Annotated in this window: 18 protein-coding genes; 13 read left to right on the forward strand and 5 right to left on the reverse strand. The window is 62.8% G+C overall.

The annotated features are described in order from the left end of the window. Nucleotides 1-43 precede the first annotated feature (43 nt). Nucleotides 44-487 (forward strand): MarR family winged helix-turn-helix transcriptional regulator, encoded by a 444-nt coding sequence (locus ACEN9T_RS04265; RefSeq protein ID WP_413706528.1) that lies wholly within the window; start codon nucleotides 44-46, stop codon nucleotides 485-487. After that, complete coding sequence (locus tag ACEN9T_RS04270; protein WP_092971073.1) at nucleotides 484-1,566, forward strand: glycosyltransferase family 2 protein; 1,083 nt, start codon at nucleotides 484-486, stop codon at nucleotides 1,564-1,566. Before ACEN9T_RS04265 ends, ACEN9T_RS04270 begins: the two co-directional genes overlap by 4 nt. On the opposite strand, the gene ACEN9T_RS04275 is transcribed toward ACEN9T_RS04270, so the two are convergent. From ACEN9T_RS04275 to ACEN9T_RS04290, 4 genes are all read right to left on the reverse strand, one after another. After that, nucleotides 1,560-1,916: a flagellar protein FliT gene (locus tag ACEN9T_RS04275; protein WP_092971072.1), complete on the reverse strand. Its 357-nt coding sequence runs from the start codon at nucleotides 1,914-1,916 to the stop codon at nucleotides 1,560-1,562. The genes ACEN9T_RS04270 and ACEN9T_RS04275 overlap by 7 nt on opposite strands. A gap of 57 nt (nucleotides 1,917-1,973) precedes the next feature. Beyond that, on the reverse strand, nucleotides 1,974-2,411 hold the full coding sequence (gene fliS, locus ACEN9T_RS04280; protein ID WP_092971071.1) for a flagellar export chaperone FliS: 438 nt from the start codon (nucleotides 2,409-2,411) through the stop codon (nucleotides 1,974-1,976). Nucleotides 2,412-2,471: 60 nt separating this feature from the next. Further along, nucleotides 2,472-4,520 carry a flagellar filament capping protein FliD gene (fliD, locus tag ACEN9T_RS04285; protein WP_413706529.1) on the reverse strand — a complete coding sequence of 683 codons (2,049 nt, stop codon included), beginning with the start codon at nucleotides 4,518-4,520 and terminating at the stop codon, nucleotides 2,472-2,474. A 197-nt stretch (nucleotides 4,521-4,717) separates the two neighbouring features. Continuing rightward, a complete protein-coding gene (locus ACEN9T_RS04290; RefSeq protein ID WP_092971069.1) occupies nucleotides 4,718-5,539 on the reverse strand; it encodes a flagellin in 822 nt (273 codons plus the stop codon). A gap of 410 nt (nucleotides 5,540-5,949) precedes the next feature. Here ACEN9T_RS04290 and ACEN9T_RS04295 point away from each other — a divergent pair, with 410 nt between their 5' ends. Then, complete coding sequence (locus ACEN9T_RS04295; RefSeq protein WP_092971068.1) at nucleotides 5,950-6,585, forward strand: response regulator transcription factor; 636 nt, start codon at nucleotides 5,950-5,952, stop codon at nucleotides 6,583-6,585. 133 nt (nucleotides 6,586-6,718) lie between these two features. Here ACEN9T_RS04295 and ACEN9T_RS04300 read toward each other — a convergent pair whose 3' ends face one another. Continuing rightward, complete coding sequence (locus ACEN9T_RS04300; RefSeq protein WP_092971347.1) at nucleotides 6,719-8,455, reverse strand: EAL domain-containing protein; 1,737 nt, start codon at nucleotides 8,453-8,455, stop codon at nucleotides 6,719-6,721. Between the two features lie 516 nt (nucleotides 8,456-8,971). On the opposite strand from ACEN9T_RS04300, the gene fliL reads away from it, so the two are divergent. The 10 genes from fliL (at nucleotide 8,972) to ACEN9T_RS04350 (ending at nucleotide 15,401) form a co-directional block, all read left to right on the forward strand. Continuing rightward, nucleotides 8,972-9,469 carry a flagellar basal body-associated protein FliL gene (fliL, locus tag ACEN9T_RS04305; RefSeq protein WP_092971067.1) on the forward strand — a complete coding sequence of 166 codons (498 nt, stop codon included), beginning with the start codon at nucleotides 8,972-8,974 and terminating at the stop codon, nucleotides 9,467-9,469. A 1-nt stretch (nucleotide 9,470) separates the two neighbouring features. Beyond that, nucleotides 9,471-10,481, forward strand: coding sequence for a flagellar motor switch protein FliM (gene fliM, locus ACEN9T_RS04310; RefSeq protein ID WP_092971066.1), 1,011 nt, complete (start codon nucleotides 9,471-9,473; stop codon nucleotides 10,479-10,481). Beyond that, entirely contained in the window at nucleotides 10,471-10,923 is a 453-nt protein-coding gene (gene fliN, locus ACEN9T_RS04315) for a flagellar motor switch protein FliN (protein ID WP_092971065.1), read from the forward strand. Before fliM ends, fliN begins: the two co-directional genes overlap by 11 nt. 68 nt (nucleotides 10,924-10,991) lie before the next feature. Continuing rightward, nucleotides 10,992-11,393 carry a flagellar biosynthetic protein FliO gene (fliO, locus tag ACEN9T_RS04320; RefSeq protein WP_092971064.1) on the forward strand — a complete coding sequence of 134 codons (402 nt, stop codon included), beginning with the start codon at nucleotides 10,992-10,994 and terminating at the stop codon, nucleotides 11,391-11,393. Then, nucleotides 11,390-12,139 (forward strand): flagellar type III secretion system pore protein FliP, encoded by a 750-nt coding sequence (gene fliP, locus ACEN9T_RS04325; protein ID WP_092971063.1) that lies wholly within the window; start codon nucleotides 11,390-11,392, stop codon nucleotides 12,137-12,139. Before fliO ends, fliP begins: the two co-directional genes overlap by 4 nt. A 19-nt stretch (nucleotides 12,140-12,158) precedes the next feature. Continuing rightward, complete coding sequence (gene fliQ / locus ACEN9T_RS04330) at nucleotides 12,159-12,428, forward strand: flagellar biosynthesis protein FliQ (RefSeq protein ID WP_004631435.1); 270 nt, start codon at nucleotides 12,159-12,161, stop codon at nucleotides 12,426-12,428. Nucleotides 12,429-12,461: 33 nt separating this feature from the next. Continuing rightward, on the forward strand, nucleotides 12,462-13,274 hold the full coding sequence (gene fliR, locus ACEN9T_RS04335; RefSeq protein WP_413706530.1) for a flagellar biosynthetic protein FliR: 813 nt from the start codon (nucleotides 12,462-12,464) through the stop codon (nucleotides 13,272-13,274). Between the two features lie 393 nt (nucleotides 13,275-13,667). Continuing rightward, entirely contained in the window at nucleotides 13,668-14,378 is a 711-nt protein-coding gene (locus ACEN9T_RS04340) for a beta-ketoacyl synthase chain length factor (protein WP_413706531.1), read from the forward strand. Further along, nucleotides 14,363-15,169 (forward strand): lysophospholipid acyltransferase family protein, encoded by an 807-nt coding sequence (locus ACEN9T_RS04345; protein WP_413706532.1) that lies wholly within the window; start codon nucleotides 14,363-14,365, stop codon nucleotides 15,167-15,169. The genes ACEN9T_RS04340 and ACEN9T_RS04345 overlap by 16 nt, the downstream gene beginning before the upstream one ends. Then, on the forward strand, nucleotides 15,144-15,401 hold the full coding sequence (locus ACEN9T_RS04350; RefSeq protein WP_004631431.1) for a phosphopantetheine-binding protein: 258 nt from the start codon (nucleotides 15,144-15,146) through the stop codon (nucleotides 15,399-15,401). Before ACEN9T_RS04345 ends, ACEN9T_RS04350 begins: the two co-directional genes overlap by 26 nt. The last annotated feature ends 34 nt before the right edge of the window (nucleotides 15,402-15,435 follow it).

Here is a 15,435-nt window from a genome sequence, read left to right on the forward strand (position 1 = left end):
CACTCGTCGCTCGGGCGCCAGACCGTCCCCCCGGGAGTTTTCCGTGAACGACGTGCTGGCGCTCGATCAGCAGCTCTGCTTTCCTTTGTATGCCGCCGGCCATCTGCTGACGCGCCTCTACCGCCCGCTGCTGGATGAACTGGGCCTGACCTATCCGCAATACCTGGTGATGCTGGCGTGCTGGCAGCAGGCGCCGTGTGCCGTGGGTGACCTCGGGCGCACGCTGTACCTCGATACGGGCACGCTTACGCCGCTGCTCAAGCGCCTGGAAGAACAAGGCCTGGTCACCCGCACGCGCGATCCCGATGACCAGCGCCGCGTCGTCATTGAGTTGACCGATGCCGGCCGCACGCTACGCGAACGCGCCGCCAAGGTGCCCGAAGCGCTTGCGTGCAAGATTCCGCTGGAACGCGATGAAATTGGCGCTACGCGCAACGTGCTGCGCAAGCTGCTCGACGCCCTCGCCACGGCGGAGGAACGCGAATGAGCGCCCCGTCCGCTTCTGCCGATGTGGCGCTGGTCGTCATCGCCCGCAATGAAGCCGCCAGCATTGCGCGCTGCCTGCTCAGCGCGAAGCCATTTGTCGATCGCATGGTGGTGTTGGATACGGGGTCGACTGACGACACCGTCGCCATTGCGCAGTCGTGCGGCGCACTTGTCAGCCACATGGCCTGGACGAACGATTTCTCCGCCGCGCGCAACACGGCGCTGCAGGCAGCCAACGCCGACTGGAACCTCATCCTCGACGCTGACGAATGGCTGGAAAGCGGCGGCGACCATCTGCGCACACTCTGCGGTGCAGAACCGGCAGTGGGCGTGGTGTGCGTCAAGAACGATACCGACGCGGCCGAATCCGCCAGCCAACTGATTGCGTGGATCCCGCGTGTGCTGCCACGCGGCGTGCACTACACCGGGCGCATTCACGAGCAGCCCGTGTCGTCATTGCCTGCGGCGCGCGTGCCAATCGTGGTGCGCCATGACGGCTATACCGCGGTCAGGATGCAGATAAAAGGCGAGCGCAACACACAACTGCTGCTCGATGAACTCACGCACAGGCCGGACGACCCGTATGTGCTGTATCAGCTCGGCAAGGAAACCGAGCTGCATCACGAAGACTACGCAAAGGCCGTGAATTACTACGCGCGCGCCTTCAGCCTTGCGCCGCCTGATGCGCCGTACCGCCGCAACCTGACGCTGCGCTATGTGTACAGCCTGGGCAAGGCCGACCGCATTGAAGAAGCACTGGCGCAAGGCGATGTCGCCATCCAGACGTGGCCAGATTTTCCGGACCTTTGCTTTGCGTTGGGATTGGTTTTGCTGGATGCGGCCGCCAAGCACCCTGATGAGGCGGGCAGCCGGTGGCTACCGCTGGCAGAACAGGTCTTCAACCGCTGCCTTGAGATCGGTGATCAGCCGGAGATGGACGGCAGCGTCGTCGGTCGGGGCAGCTTCCTCGCTGCCCAGCAACTGGCCATCGTGTACCAGATGCAGAGCCACGCGCTCGCACGCAAGTCCGAGCACTATCTGACGCTGTCAAAACAACTGCAGGACGCTTCGTCTCAGTAACGCGCCATGCTGCCGTAAGCGTTGCTTGCGGTAGTGGCGCGGCGCGCCGTGTCGATACGCTTTTGCAGGCGGTCCAGGCGCGGATACACCATGGCGCGCACGCGGGCGTCATCTTCGAGAATACGTACGAGCAGCGTGCGCTTGCGCTCCACGTCTGCGCGCGAGAGTTGCGGATGCGGCTCGGAACGGCGCAGTGCATCCACATAGGCGGCGCTCTCGCGTTCAAGCGTACTGACGACTTCCCAGTTCCCCACTTCGGCCGCGCTCACCATTTCGGCGGTCAGGCGTGCGATGGCTTCGTAGCAGGTGAACAGACTTTCGCTGTCCTTGATCGGGATGTTGCGTTGCATATTGGCTCCAGTTGGGCCGAATTCAGTCAAAGGTCGCTTACTACAAACGACCGGCAATCAGCTCACAACGCTCAGGTGGCTGTTCGCCACGGCGGTGCCAGGCTGGCCCATCTGGCCAATGGCGAGCCACGCATCCTGCAGCGGGACAAGCAACGCGTCCACTTCGGCGAGGATCGTCAGATCGTTGTTGCCGTGGGCCACCAGCAGGCGGCGCAGCATGTAGTCGTACAGATTGTTCAGTTGCACGGCGATGTCGCCGCCGCGCTGGTGATCAAGGCTGGCCTGCAGGCCCTGGCCGATGATCGAGATGGCCTTGTCGAACGCCCGCACCTTGGCCAGCACGTCGCCACGCTGGATGGCGGCGCTGGCCAGGTTGATGGCGGCGCGCGCGCCTTCAAACAACATGGCGATCAGGCGGTGCGGATTGGCGTCTACCACGGACGTCTCGATGCCGACTTGCGCATAGGCACCGATGGCACGGCGTGCAGCGTACATGGAAAAGGTCCTCGCTGTAGTCTGTTTTATTTTGGGTTGTGCTCTAAACCTGAACCTGGCTTAGTTGCTGCTCGAAGTCTGCTTTGTAATGGCCGCGAGCTGCGTCGTCAGGTAATTGCTTGTGTTCGTCATGCTCGCCACCGCTGCCGACAACGCGTTGAACTGCGTGTAGTACAGCGCCTGCTTGTTATCCAGCCGCGTCTGCATGGCGGTGATCTGGCTGGCAAGGGAGGTGAGCGAACTGTTGATCGAGTCCGTCTCGTTCTGCACCATGCCGCTGGACGACAGCAGGTTGGTCATCACCGTGTTGAGCTGGGCAGCGTAACCGCGCTGCACCGTGACCGTGCCACGGGCGCCCAGCGGACCACCGGCAATCTGCACGCTCAAGCCGTCGGTGGCGGAACCGGCGATCCCATACAGGTTCTGCCCCGAGCCGGTCGCTGCCGCGCCGTTGATGGTGCCCTGCACATCCACACCGTTGGCGGCCGTGGGGCTCGCGCCGAAGAGCGACGAAGCCCCCGCGCCCGATACCGAGACCGCCGACACCGAGCCGAACTGGCTATCGGTGATGCTCAGCACGCCACTGGCATTGGCCGACACAGATGCGTTGACCTTGGCGTTCTGCAGCGTGGTCGATGCGTTGATCTGGCTCTGGATTTGCGCAGCCAGCGTCGCCGCGGTGTAGCTGCCGGCCGCCAACGTCACGTTGACGGACATCCCGCTGATGTTGAACGCGAGCGTGTCGTTCACACCCGCCGTGATGGTCGTGTTAGCGGCCGCCGAACCCGTAAGCGTGCCCTGCGTGGCCAACTGCGTCACGTTGACGGCGTAGCTGCCGGCCTGCGTGGAATCGGAGAACGTCGGCACGCTGACCAGCGAATCGGTGGCCGTGCCGGTACCGGCAAACAAACCGGCAACCTGGCTGGGCGACTTTGCAATGGCAGCCGACAGCTTGGTGTTGTCCACCGACAGCGTGCCGTCGGAATTCATCGTTACGCCCACACTGCCCAGCGACTGGTAATTGCCGTTGCCCACCGCTTGGCCCAGCACGTCGGTAATCTGGTTGATGAGCGTCTTGGTACTCACGTCGCCAGCCAGCGGGCCGTTGTTAGCCTTGTTGGTGGTGTCGATGTTGGTGAGCGCGTTCAGTTGCGTACGCAGCGCGTTATAGCCGTTCACGAAGTTGGTGACGGCGGTGGTGGTGGCGGTCGGGTCGTTGGCCACCGTCACGTTGGTGCTGCCCGTCTTGGACAGCGTGAACGATGTGCCATCCACCACGTTCGACAACGTGTTGGTCGGGCTCTGCACGGCAATGCCGTTGATCGTACCCAGGGCATTCTGGCCCGTGGTCACCTCGGTCATGTTTTGCGTGCCGGCCGGGTCTTGCGAGAGCAGCGATTGCAGCGTCGAGTCGCCCGACACTGAAATCTTCATCTCCGAGCTGGAACCGCCCGCGGTGGACGTCAGCACCAGGCGGTACGGGCTGCCGCTGCCGTCGTTCACGATGCTGGCCGAGACACCCACGTTGGCCGAGTTGATCGCATCACGGATACCCGCGAGCGTGTTGTTGGACGAATCGATCGTGATCGAGCCACCCGCCAGGTTGCCGTTCTGGGTGAACGTCGAACCGGTGTACTTGCCACCCGAAAGCGAGCCGCCCGACACCGAGCCGAACGAAAACGAAATCGTGGTCGACGCGCCGCTGCCGATGGCGGTCGTGGTGGACGTCTGCCCCTGCGCCGCCAGCACCTGCGATTGCGCAAGCTGCGTGACATTGACCGCGTAGGAACCCGCAGGCGCCGAACCCGTCACCGACGCACTCAGCATCGAAGTGTCGTAGCCGCTGGCCTTCATCGCGCTGTAGTTCGACGCGCTCGTCAGGTTCGACAGCGTGGTCTGGAAGGTCGACAGCGCACTCTTGAGCGACCCCACAGCCGACAACTGGGTCTGGTACGAGCTTTGCTGCGTCTGCAGCTGTGTCAGTGGCAGGCTTTCCACCTTCATGAGGCTGGACACCAGCGAGTTGACGTCGATGCTCGTCCCGATACCGGGAATCGAGATCGGCGGAACGTAGGTGCTGGTCGAGGAGGTGGTAGTGGTAGTCGCCATGATCGGGTCTGATAAGCGTCTGCGCCGGCGGAAGTCTCTCTACACAACGGCACGGGCCGCAGCTTCTTTAGGGCAGGTTATGCAGGCGCCACCCACGAAAAGGAGGGGTATCCGACAAAAGAAAAAAGGCCGACGCCCCGAGGAGCGCCGGCCCTTGGCCCAGCCGCCAGGCGGCAGGGTGGCATTCAGCTTACCGATTAGCCCTTCAGCAGGCTCAGGATGCTGTTCGGTGCCGAGTTGGCTTGCGCCAGCATCGCCGTACCCGCTTGCTGCAGGATGTTCTGGCGAGTCATGTTCGATGTTTCCGACGCATAGTCCGTATCGATCATCACCGACTTGGCGGCAGACAGCGCCGTGTTCGACGAGGTCAGCGTGTTGATGGTCGAGGTCAGACCGCTTTGCTGTGCACCCAGGTCAGCGCGGGCTGCCTTCAGGCTTGCCAGATCGGTGTCGATCTTGGCCTGGGCTGCCGTTGCGTTGGCCGTCGACGTCACGCTCGTGCCGCTCAGCGTGCCGAAGCTTGCCAGGTTGGCGTTGGTGACGGTAGCGACGTCGGTCGATGCGTTCTGACCGTATTGGAACGTGGTCGACGTCACCGAACCATCGAACAGCTTGGCGCCGTTGTAGTTGGCGTTCGTCTCGATGTTCTTGTTGGCCGTGGCCAGCTGTTGGTATTCCTTGTCCAGGTTGGCCTGGTCGGTGGTCGACAGACCGCCGTTGTTGGCTTCCACAGCCAGTTGGCGCATACGTTGCAGGTTGTTTTCAACCTGGCCCAGGTACGAGTCAGCCGTTTGCAGGTACGACTGTGCGTTGTTGGCGTTCTGGATACCTTGGGTTTGCGAGTTCAGCGTGGTCGTCAGGCTGGAGGCCACAGCGTAAGCAGCGGCATCGTCCTTCGCGCTGTTCACGCGCAGGCCGGTCGACAGACGTTGCAGCGAGGTCTGCAGGGCATCCTTCGATGCCGACAGTGCTTGCTGCGTTTGCAGGGACGAGATGTTGGTATTGAGGCTGAGGGACATGACGGCTCCTAAGTTTCCCGATGGTTTGTTGCCCGTGTTTGCTAATTCCGGCTAGGCCGGGCAACGTGACCTGCAACTTGAAGGGGATCAGGTCTGCGTTGTACTCAGGTTATCGGTGGCCTCTGAGGAAAGTTTAGGGTCACCTTGACAAATTTGTGCGTCGGCGGCGGTTTGGGCTTGCGGCCGCCTGACTTGCGGCACCCCTCCAAAAGAGGCGGCGAGCCTGCTTCTTGGCCTGCAGGCCCTCGGCTATACTCGTTCGACCGGTTCATAGGCGCCAGCATCCCTCTATATATAGAGCGCCACACAGTGCACAGATGGGGAGTTGCAAGCCCGCCAGTTCGGCCGGAAGGCCTGCGGACGGAAAGAAGAGCTCGATGCGAGCCCGCGTTTGACCCGCAACACCCACCATGCTCAATGTCCTGATCGTCGAACCGCACGATATTGCCCGTGTCGGCCTGCGCCAGATCCTCAAGGATTCGCGCCTGGCCCGGCAGATCGAGGCCGTGCCGGACCTGCGCGATGCCAATAACGACCTGCTTGCCCAGCGCGAGTGGGACGTCATGCTCTTCTCGGTGGAATCGGCCACCGGAGACGAATTCCAGACCATCAAGACCGTGCGCCAGCAGCATGCGCGCCTGGCCGTGCTGGCACTGGGCCGCCACCCTGAAGCGCTGCTTGCCGTACGGGCGCTGAAGGCGGGCGCCTCTGGCTATCTGCCGATGGACGCCAGCCAGCCGCAGCTGCTGGCCGCCGTCAACGCCATCTCCAAGGGCAAGAAATACCTGCCTTCGGACCTCGTGGAAGTCCTGGCCGACAACCTGAACGTCGACTGGGACAAGCCGCGCCACGACATCCTTTCCGACCGCGAATTCCAGACGCTGCGCATGCTCGGCTCTGGCCGCACGCTGGGCGAGATCGCCGAGGCGCTGCAGATCAGCGTCAAGACGGTCAGCGTGTACCGGGGGCGGGTGCTCTCGAAGATGAAGCTGCGCAACAACGCCGAGCTGACCATGTACGTAGTCAGCAACGGCCTGCAACTCTAGGGTGTCCCGTAAAGCTACTGCGCGAGCCGATCTTGGCGGTGCGATGCTCGCCATACCCATGTACGGCTGCGCTTCTCACGCCAACCTCGGGGCGCTCGCTACGCTTTTCAGGGCACCCTAAAAAACTCTGGATCTACAAGAATCTGGGAACACGCTCGCCGTAGCGGCGCGCGTTCTCGCGCACCAGGTCCTGCACCGCTGCCGGCTCCAGCGGCCGCGTGAGCAGATAGCCCTGAAATTCGTCGCAACCGACTTCGCGCAGAAATTCAAGTTGCCCGGTGGTCTCCACGCCTTCGGCCACGGTCTTCATGCCCATGGCCTGCGCCATCATGATGATGGCCCGCGTGATGGCCGCGCGCTCTGCCACGTGCGGCAGGTCTTGAACGAACGAGCGGTCGATCTTCAGCGTATCGATCGGGAAGCGGTGCAGATACGACAGCGATGAATATCCGGTACCGAAATCGTCCAGGGCCAGCGATACGCCCATCGCGCGCAGCTCGGTGAGCAACGCATGCAATGACGGATCGTCGCGAATCAGAATGCCTTCGGTCATCTCCAGTTCCACCGCGTTGCCGGGCAAGCCGCTGGTCGATAGCGCGCCACGCACCATCGCACTCAGCTGCCCCGAGCTGAATGCCTGGCCCGAGAGGTTGATCGACATGCGCAAGTCCGGCAGCCCGATGCGGCGCCAGCGCGCAAGCTGGTCGCAGGCGGCACGCAGAATCCAGCGGTCGATCTCGACGATCAGGCCGGTTTCTTCGGCGTCCTGAATAAACTGGCCAGGCATCATGCGGCCGAAATCGGCCGAGTTCCAGCGGATCAGCGCTTCCACGCCGACGATGCGGCCGCTCCTGACGTCAACGCGCGGCTGGTAGTCGGCATAGAACTCGTTGCGATCGCTTGCGCGGCGCAAGCCCGATTCAATGCGGAAGCGGCGCGAGACGCGGTCGTCGAGGTCACTCGTAAAAGTCTGGAAGTTGTTGCGGCCGCGCTCCTTTGCCAGGTACATGGCGGCATCGGCCTTGCGCAGCAGCGTGTTCGGGTCGTCGCCGTCGTGCGGCGCCACGGCAATCCCGATTGACACGCCCAGGTACAACTCCTGCCCTTCGATATAGAACGGCGCACTGATGGCCGAGAGAATGCGCTCGGCCACACGCCGCGTGCCCAGGCCATCGAGCGCTTCGAGCATGACCACGAATTCATCGCCGCCCAGGCGGGCCACGGTATCGGCTTCGCGCGCGCAGGCCTGCAGGCGGGCAGCGACCTCGCGCAGCAGCATGTCGCCAAACTGGTGGCCCAGCGTGTCGTTGACGTTCTTGAAACGATCCAGGTCGAGGAACATGACCGAAACGCGCGACTGGTTGCGGCGCGCGATTGCCAGCGCGTGCTCCAGGCGATCTTCCAGCGCGGAGCGGTTCAGTAGGCCCGTGAGCGTGTCGTGCGTGGCCAGATGCCGGATGCGCTGCTGCGCTTCGCGGATCTGCGTGATGTCGACTAGAGACACCAGCACCGAGTATGGCGTCGCGCCGGCTTCCGACGCCCGTGGGGAGGCCGTCATCGAATGACCGCCGTCGGCATACAGCGGCGTCCAGTTGCTGGAAACCCACACGGTGCGGCCATCCACGCAGTGCATCCCGAAAATCTGGTTCAACTGCGGCTGACCTTCGGCGATCACGTCCTGATCGGGCCAGTCGGCCTCGTGGATGGACGCATCGAATTCATCCACCGCGGCGTTGACAACCGTGGGCAGCAAGCGCCCCACCAGCGCTTCCACCGGCAAACCCAGCAGCCGTGCGGCGCTCGGATTGGCGTAGGTGACGCGGCGGTCTGCCCCACAGACGAGGATGCCCTCTGTCAGCGCGTTGACCATCGACAGCAGGTCCAGCTTCGGGCAGAAGCCCGGCGGCTCTCCGCGCGCAGGACAGTCGGCCGGCAAACCATCGGCATCGACAAGTGCAAGGTCAATACGGGTGGAAAAGGGCAAGGAATTCAAGGCGGCTTCCGGCAAGGCAACGCAGGTATGCAGGGCCGGGACGTGCCGGCGCGTTCCTCCATTACAACGGCACGCACGGGCAAATCTTTCGGGCCAACGTCACTTTTGCGGCGGAACTGGCCACCCGGGGCGGGCGCCAAGGCGCGCGATGCAACATCATTGGCACATGAAAGTGCTTTAAAAACCACTTTTTGTGTACGCACCGCCCGACCCTGCACATCGCAAACGCCCGAGATAAGCGGGATTGACCGCGTTTCTTGCTGGAATGAGCTGGACACAGGTGGGGAAGAATGCCATCCGAGAACCCGACTCTGTGCTTTGCGTTGTTTTACGGTGTGTTGCGCGATGCGAGCCGGGAAAGCCCACCCCCCCCTTAGTCCCCGAGTGATCCCCATGGCCGAAGCCGCTGCCGCCACTACCGCCCCCGCCCCAGCAAAGGGCGGCTCTACCAAGCTGCTGCTGATCATCCTGATCGTGCTCCTGCTCGTCGGCATGGGCGGCGGCGCTGCCTGGTTCTTTCTCGGAGGCGGCAACCACGCCGCATCCGGCCCCGCTGCACCGCCCAAGCCCAAAGAGCCGGTGTTCGTGGCCATGGAAACCCTGACCGTCAATCTGCAGCCCGAGGAAGGCAACGACCGTTATCTGCAGATCGGCATCACATTCAAGAGCTTCGACAAGCATGCCGAAGAAGAGATCAAGGCCTACACGCCTGAGCTGCGCAGCAAGGTCCTGATGCTGCTGGCCAGCAAGACGCCCACCGAGCTGTACCCGGCGGAGGGCAAGGTCAAGCTGTCCAAGGAAATCGTTGAACTGTGCGAACACGTCTTCAAGGCTGTCGGCAAGGAATCACCCGTCGCAGACGTCTTGTTCACCAACTTTGTGATCCAGTGACATGCTCAAGGAAGAGTTTCTTTCCCAGGAGGAAATCGACGCGCTCCTGAAGGGCGTGTCCGATGACGCGGACGACGACCCCGTCGAAGCCGCCGACCCCTCGGGCATACGCTCGTACAACCTGGGCTCGCAGGAGCGCATCGTCCGTGGGCGCATGCCCACGCTGGAAATCATCAACGAGCGGTTTGCGCGCAACTGGCGCATCGGGCTGTTCAACTTCATGCGGCGCAATGCGGAGATTTCCGTCGGGCCGGTGAAGGTGCAGAAGTACAGCGAGTTCATCCGCAACCTGGTGGTGCCGACTTCGCTCAACCTTGTGCACGTCAAGCCGCTGCGTGGCACGGCGCTGTTCGTGTTCGACCCCAACCTGATCTTCCTGGTGGTCGACAACCTGTTCGGTGGCGACGGGCGCTTCCACATGCGCGTGGAAGGCCGCGACTTTACCGACGTGGAGCAGCGCATCATCCAGCGCATGCTGCACCTCGTCTTCGAGCACTACGCCAAGGCGTGGCAGCCGGTCTATCCGATCGATTTCGAATTCCTGCGCATGGAAATGCACACCGAGTTCGCCAACGTGGCCACGCCCAATGAAGTGGTGATCACCACCAGTTTCAGCATTGAGCTTGGCAACAACGGCGGCGACGTGCACATCTGCATGCCGTACACCATGATCGAGCCGATCCGCGACCGGCTCACCTCCGCCATCCAGGGCGAAGCGCTGGAAGTGGACAAGCGCTGGCTGCGGCTGCTGTCGCAACAGGTGCAGACCGCTGAGGTGGAGCTGATTGCCGACCTCGCTACGGCCAAGGTGCAGGTGTCAGACATCCTGAACATGAAGGTCGGCGACGTCATTCCGCTGGAGCTGGATGACTGCGTGACCGCCAAGGTAGACGGTGTGCCCGTCATGGAATGCAACTACGGCACGTTCAACGGCCAATACGCACTGCGGGTCAACCGCATGCTGAATATGAGCGGCAGCGAGGCTGCCACGGAGTCTGACGATGACAACTGAACCGACCATGAACCCCGAAGCCAACGCCGACGACATCGATGTCGAGATGACGATGGAAGAGGCCATGGCCCTGGAAGCCGCGCAGCGTGCCGCGGCAAACCCGCCGGCCGCTGCGCCCGCCGCCGAATCCAACCCGGTGTTCAAGCCCCTGACGGCAGACGGCCTGGGCGGCGCCCAACGCAACGACATCGACATGATCCTGGACATCCCCGTGCAGTTGACGGTGGAGCTGGGTCGCACCAAGGTGCCCATCAAGAACCTGCTGCAGCTCGCGCAAGGTTCGGTGGTAGAACTCGACGCACTGGCCGGTGAGCCGATGGATGTACTTGTCAACGGCTACCTGATCGCCCAAGGTGAAGTGGTGGTGGTCAACGAGAAGTTCGGTATCCGCCTCACCGACATCATTACGCCGTCGGAACGTATCCGTAAGTTGAACCGATAAGCCACACAAGTACGCCGTCAATCGGCACCCTGACAGCAACCAGTGCTCCCCCCGGGCAAGGTGTTGAAATGAACCATGCAGTTGATTGGGCCCGCACGCTAGGCGGGCTGTTTGTAGTGTTGGCGATGATCGTGGCGGCCGGCTGGCTGCTGCGCCGTCTGCAGCAGCGCGCGGGCATGGGCCCCGCAGGTTTAGGCCGGCGCCGCAGCCAGGTGATCACCGTGGTCGCGCAGCAGATGCTGGGCGCCCGCGAGAAGATCGTCGTCGTCGATGTGGAGGGCACATGGCTCGTGTTGGGCGTCACTCAGCAGCACGTGCAGACGCTCCACACGCTGCCGCGCCCCGCTGAAGCCGCCTCCACGCCGGACGATCATTCCGGTGACGGCACTTCGGGCTCCGGCAAGCCGCCCCGCTTTGCCGACGCGCTGTCCATCCAGCTCAAGCGTCATCTGACGGGGAAGTCGGAATGAACGCGCGCACCTTCTTCCGCTGCCTGATAGCAATGGCCCTGCTAGGCGCCGCGCCCGCCGTATTCGCGCAGGCGCAACCCGGCCTGCCGCTGCTCACGGGCACCGCTGGGGGCCAAAGCTATTCGCTGCCCGTCCAGACGCTGGTCTTCCTGACGTCACTCGGGTTTCTGCCAGCGATCATTCTGATGATGAGCAGCTTCACCCGCATCATCATCGTGCTGTCATTGCTGCGCCACGCGCTGGGCACGCAAACCACGCCGCCCAATCAAGTGCTGATCGGGCTGGCGCTGTTCCTCACGTTCTTCGTCATGTCGCCGGTGCTCGACAAGGTCTACACCGACGCCTACGTGCCGCTGCGTGACAACAAGATCACCGTTGAACAGGCCATGGATACGGCCGCCACGCCGCTGCGCCAGTTCATGCTCAAGCAGACGCGCGAGCCGGACCTCGCCCTGTTCGTCAAGATGGGCAACATGCCGGCCATTGCATCGCCCGAGCAGACGCCCATGCGCGCGCTCATTCCAGCCTTCGTCACCAGCGAGCTGAAGAGCGCGTTCCAGATCGGCTTTGCCATCTTCATCCCGTTCCTGGTGATCGACATCGTGGTGGCAGCCGTTCTGATGTCGATGGGGATGATGATGGTGACGCCGTCGATCTTCTCGCTGCCGTTCAAGATCATGCTGTTCGTGCTGGTGGATGGCTGGCACCTGCTGCTGGGCTCGCTGGCGCAGAGCTTTGTGCAATGAGCGCCGATAGGAAACCGACATGACACCCGAGTACGTTCTCGATATGGCCCGTCAGGCCATGCAGGTCGCGATGATGGTGGGCGCGCCGATGTTGCTGGTGTCGCTCGTCGTCGGCCTGCTGGTGGCCGTGTTCCAGGCCGCCACGCAGCTCAACGAGCAGACGCTGTCGTTCATCCCCAAGCTGCTGGCCGTCGCGGCCACGATGGTGCTGGCCGGCCCGTGGATCGTCGCCGTGATCGTCGACTACACGCGCGGCGTGCTGACCAATATCCCCAACTACGTGAATTGACGACACCTAGCTGACGCAGCCGCCAAATCAACGATGATCCAATTCACCGCCACGCAGCTCAATGGCTGGATCGCCATGTACTGGTGGCCGCTGGTGCGCGTGCTGGCGTTTATCGCCATTGCACCCCCGTTTGCCAACACCGAGATCCCGACGTCGATCAAGGTGGCATTTGGCGTGGTCATCACGGTGGCGCTGGCGCCCATGCTGCCGGTGCCCGCAGGCGTGTCGGTGGGCTCATACGAAGGGCTGTGGATCACGCTGGTGCAGGTGTTGATCGGGCTGGCGCTGGGCTTTTGCGTGCAGCTTGTGTTCTCGGCCATCAGCGGTGCCGGCGAAGTGATGTCGGTGCAGATAGGCCTGGGTTTCGCCTCGCTGCTCGACCCAACGCAAACCGAGAGCAGCATGCTCCTCGGCCGCTTCCTCAGCCTCACGGCCGTTACCGCGTTCATTGCAGGTGACGGCCATCTCGTGCTGCTGCACGCCCTGTTCGACAGCTTCACCGCCCTGCCCGTCTCAGCGTCGCCGCTGGCCAATTCGGGCTGGCAGACGCTGGCCGGGGGCGGCACGATCGTCTTCGCGCTGGCCCTGCGCATCGCCCTGCCCATCATCGCGATCATGATGATCGTCAACCTCGGCTTTGCCGTGCTCTCCCGCACGGCACAGGCGCTCAACCCGTTTGCCGTGGGCATCGCCGCCACGCTCGTGGTGGGGCTGATGCTGGTCATGGTGATGATGACGTCGCTGGCGCCGGTGGTGGAGCGGTCTGTGATGGATGCGCTGGATTTGGGCGGGCGGGCGTTCAGCCAGTTCAGTACACCCCAGGTATCGGGCCAGCCCCGTCCATAGTCCGCACGAATTTAAACGACAGTTTCAATACCCCTCTATATGAGGGAATCCATTCAGGCACCATCGCTTCAATAACCGCGCGAACGACACCATCCTGTTTGTCACATTCCTCGCGCATTCTCGCCGGCGTCGCGCATGTGACACGAAGTCACGCAAGCGGTTGTTTTCCTAGGGGACTTTTCAGTATGATTCGGCCCCAGGGTTGGGGAATAGCAAGCGCTTTGAAAGACAAAATCGGCCGAGAATAACGGCCTGCGCATTCACCCAGATCAATCGAAAACAATGAGAGCGAATCGGGTGAGGCAAGTGTTGCGTTGATGCGCGACAGCCGGCCCCGCGCCGGGCGCCGCACACACTGCGGCCACTGGCAGTGCTCCACATGCGAACACCGATATGCCCGATTTGCACTGGACAATCCCGGTTGCTCGCTGGTCCTGCTGGCCTGCCATTGGTGCTGATTCAATATCGTCTCCGGAAATCGGTTTTATTGAACCGATGGTTCGGCGGCGTCTGAGCTCGCTCTCTAAAAGCGCGCTGAAGGTCGCACACGATTGCGCGGCCGATGTCCCACGCGCGCGTATCGTCTTTGCCTCCCGGCATGGCGAATTGCGCCGCACGGCCGGCATTCTGGCCGACATCGAAAACGCCGACCCGGTTTCTCCCACCGCATTCAGCCTGTCTGTACTCAACGCCATGAGCGGCGTATTTGGCATTGCGCGCGGCGACACCTCGCCTGCCATCGCCGTGTCGGCCGGCCCCGCTACGCTGGGGCTCGCTCTGCTGGAAGCGCATGCACAGTACGCATCGGACCCGGCTTCACCGGTGCTGCTGGTCTACGCCGATGAACCCGCCGATGCGCGCTTCGGCTCCGTGGCCGATGAGGTAGATACGTGCGCGCTAGCCGTACTGCTGGACGGTTCGGCCAGTGCCTCGTTGGTGTGTTCGCATGGCCCCGCGACAGCGGGCGGGCAAGCGGCAAATGTCACGACAACGCAAAGCCAGGCCGTTCTGCACTGCCTGTCATCCCGTACCTCCGGCGTCTGGCACCACGCAGACGGCAGCTGGACGTGGCAATGGCGCGAGGGCCCATGGCAAGCACACTGAGCGCCCGTCTCAACTTGGCATGGCGCTTGGTGGCAACGGGGCTGGCCTTTACCGTCTTCGGCGTCTGCGGGGTGCTGTTCTCCGTCGTCGTATTTCCCTTGGCTTGGCTGTGGCCGCACCGGGCGTCGCGCCAACGCACTATCACGTTCGTTATCCATTGGTTCTTCCGTACGCTGGTTCGCGCGCTCCAATGGCTCGGTGTGATGAGGCTGGATGTGCAAGGTGCGGAGGAGCTGCGTGCGCGCCGACCCGCCATCGTGGTGGCCAACCACCCGACCTACCTGGACGTGATGGTGCTCCTGGCGCTGACTCCGTCAGCCTGCTGCGTGGTGAAGAACGCCCACTGGGGTAACCCTTGCTTCTGGGGCATCGTGCGTGCCGCCGAATACATCAGCAACGCAGACCCGACCGAACTGGTAGAGGCGAGCGCGCGCCAGTTGGCCGCGGGGTACACCATGATCATCTTCCCGGAAGGCACACGCAGTCCGGCCAAGGATCGCTTACATCCGTTCTCGCGCGGCTTCGCGCACATGGCGCTTAACGTGGGGGCCCCCATCGTGCCCGTGCTGATGGATTGCGACCCGCCCGCCTTTACCAAAACCATGCGGTGGTACGACGTGCCACCACGCGCCTTCTGCATGAAGGTCGCCGTGCTGCCGCCCATCAGCGTCGCGCAATACGTGCCGGATGGCGCGCCGCCAGCGCTCGCCGCACGCGCGCTTACCGCTGGCGTCGAAACCCACATCACCGATCATCTTCTGCAACATGGATTCTTTGAAGCTCGAAATTAAGCAACTTCTTATCGAAGCGCTCGATCTGGAAGATATGACGCCAGCGGACATCGACGACGATGCGCCGCTCTTTGATACGAACGGTATCGGCTTGGATTCCATTGACGCACTGGAAATCGGCATCGTGCTGCGCAAGCGTTACCAATTGACGATTGCCGCCAATGATGAACATACGCGCGAGCATTTCCGCTCGATTAACACACTCGCCGCACTGGTGAAGAGCCAACAATAATCGCCCGGGCATTGGCACCGGCAGGCACAGGGAG

Origin of the sequence: Ralstonia sp. Ralssp110 (genome assembly GCF_047325135.1) — a bacterium.
GTDB lineage: Bacteria > Pseudomonadota > Gammaproteobacteria > Burkholderiales > Burkholderiaceae > Ralstonia > Ralstonia mojiangensis.

Bases quoted from the DNA above. Each gene is read 5' to 3' on its own strand.
- fliD (WP_413706529.1), bottom strand. From the start codon at position 4,520: ATGGCGACTACCACTACCACCTCCTCGACCAGCACCTACGTTCCGCCG.
- fliS (WP_092971071.1), bottom strand. From the start codon at position 2,411: ATGTACGCTGCACGCCGTGCCATCGGTGCCTATGCGCAAGTCGGCATC.
- ACEN9T_RS04295 (WP_092971068.1), top strand. From the start codon at position 5,950: ATGCTCAATGTCCTGATCGTCGAACCGCACGATATTGCCCGTGTCGGC.
- fliQ (WP_004631435.1), top strand. From the start codon at position 12,159: ATGACACCCGAGTACGTTCTCGATATGGCCCGTCAGGCCATGCAGGTC.
- ACEN9T_RS04340 (WP_413706531.1), top strand. From the start codon at position 13,668: ATGCCCGATTTGCACTGGACAATCCCGGTTGCTCGCTGGTCCTGCTGG.
- fliR (WP_413706530.1), top strand. From the start codon at position 12,462: ATGATCCAATTCACCGCCACGCAGCTCAATGGCTGGATCGCCATGTAC.
- ACEN9T_RS04300 (WP_092971347.1), bottom strand. From the start codon at position 8,455: ATGGTCAACGCGCTGACAGAGGGCATCCTCGTCTGTGGGGCAGACCGC.
- ACEN9T_RS04290 (WP_092971069.1), bottom strand. From the start codon at position 5,539: ATGTCCCTCAGCCTCAATACCAACATCTCGTCCCTGCAAACGCAGCAA.
- fliM (WP_092971066.1), top strand. From the start codon at position 9,471: ATGCTCAAGGAAGAGTTTCTTTCCCAGGAGGAAATCGACGCGCTCCTG.
- ACEN9T_RS04350 (WP_004631431.1), top strand. From the start codon at position 15,144: ATGGATTCTTTGAAGCTCGAAATTAAGCAACTTCTTATCGAAGCGCTC.
- fliL (WP_092971067.1), top strand. From the start codon at position 8,972: ATGGCCGAAGCCGCTGCCGCCACTACCGCCCCCGCCCCAGCAAAGGGC.
- fliN (WP_092971065.1), top strand. From the start codon at position 10,471: ATGACAACTGAACCGACCATGAACCCCGAAGCCAACGCCGACGACATC.
- ACEN9T_RS04275 (WP_092971072.1), bottom strand. From the start codon at position 1,916: ATGCAACGCAACATCCCGATCAAGGACAGCGAAAGTCTGTTCACCTGC.
- fliP (WP_092971063.1), top strand. From the start codon at position 11,390: ATGAACGCGCGCACCTTCTTCCGCTGCCTGATAGCAATGGCCCTGCTA.
- ACEN9T_RS04270 (WP_092971073.1), top strand. From the start codon at position 484: ATGAGCGCCCCGTCCGCTTCTGCCGATGTGGCGCTGGTCGTCATCGCC.
- ACEN9T_RS04345 (WP_413706532.1), top strand. From the start codon at position 14,363: ATGGCAAGCACACTGAGCGCCCGTCTCAACTTGGCATGGCGCTTGGTG.
- fliO (WP_092971064.1), top strand. From the start codon at position 10,992: ATGAACCATGCAGTTGATTGGGCCCGCACGCTAGGCGGGCTGTTTGTA.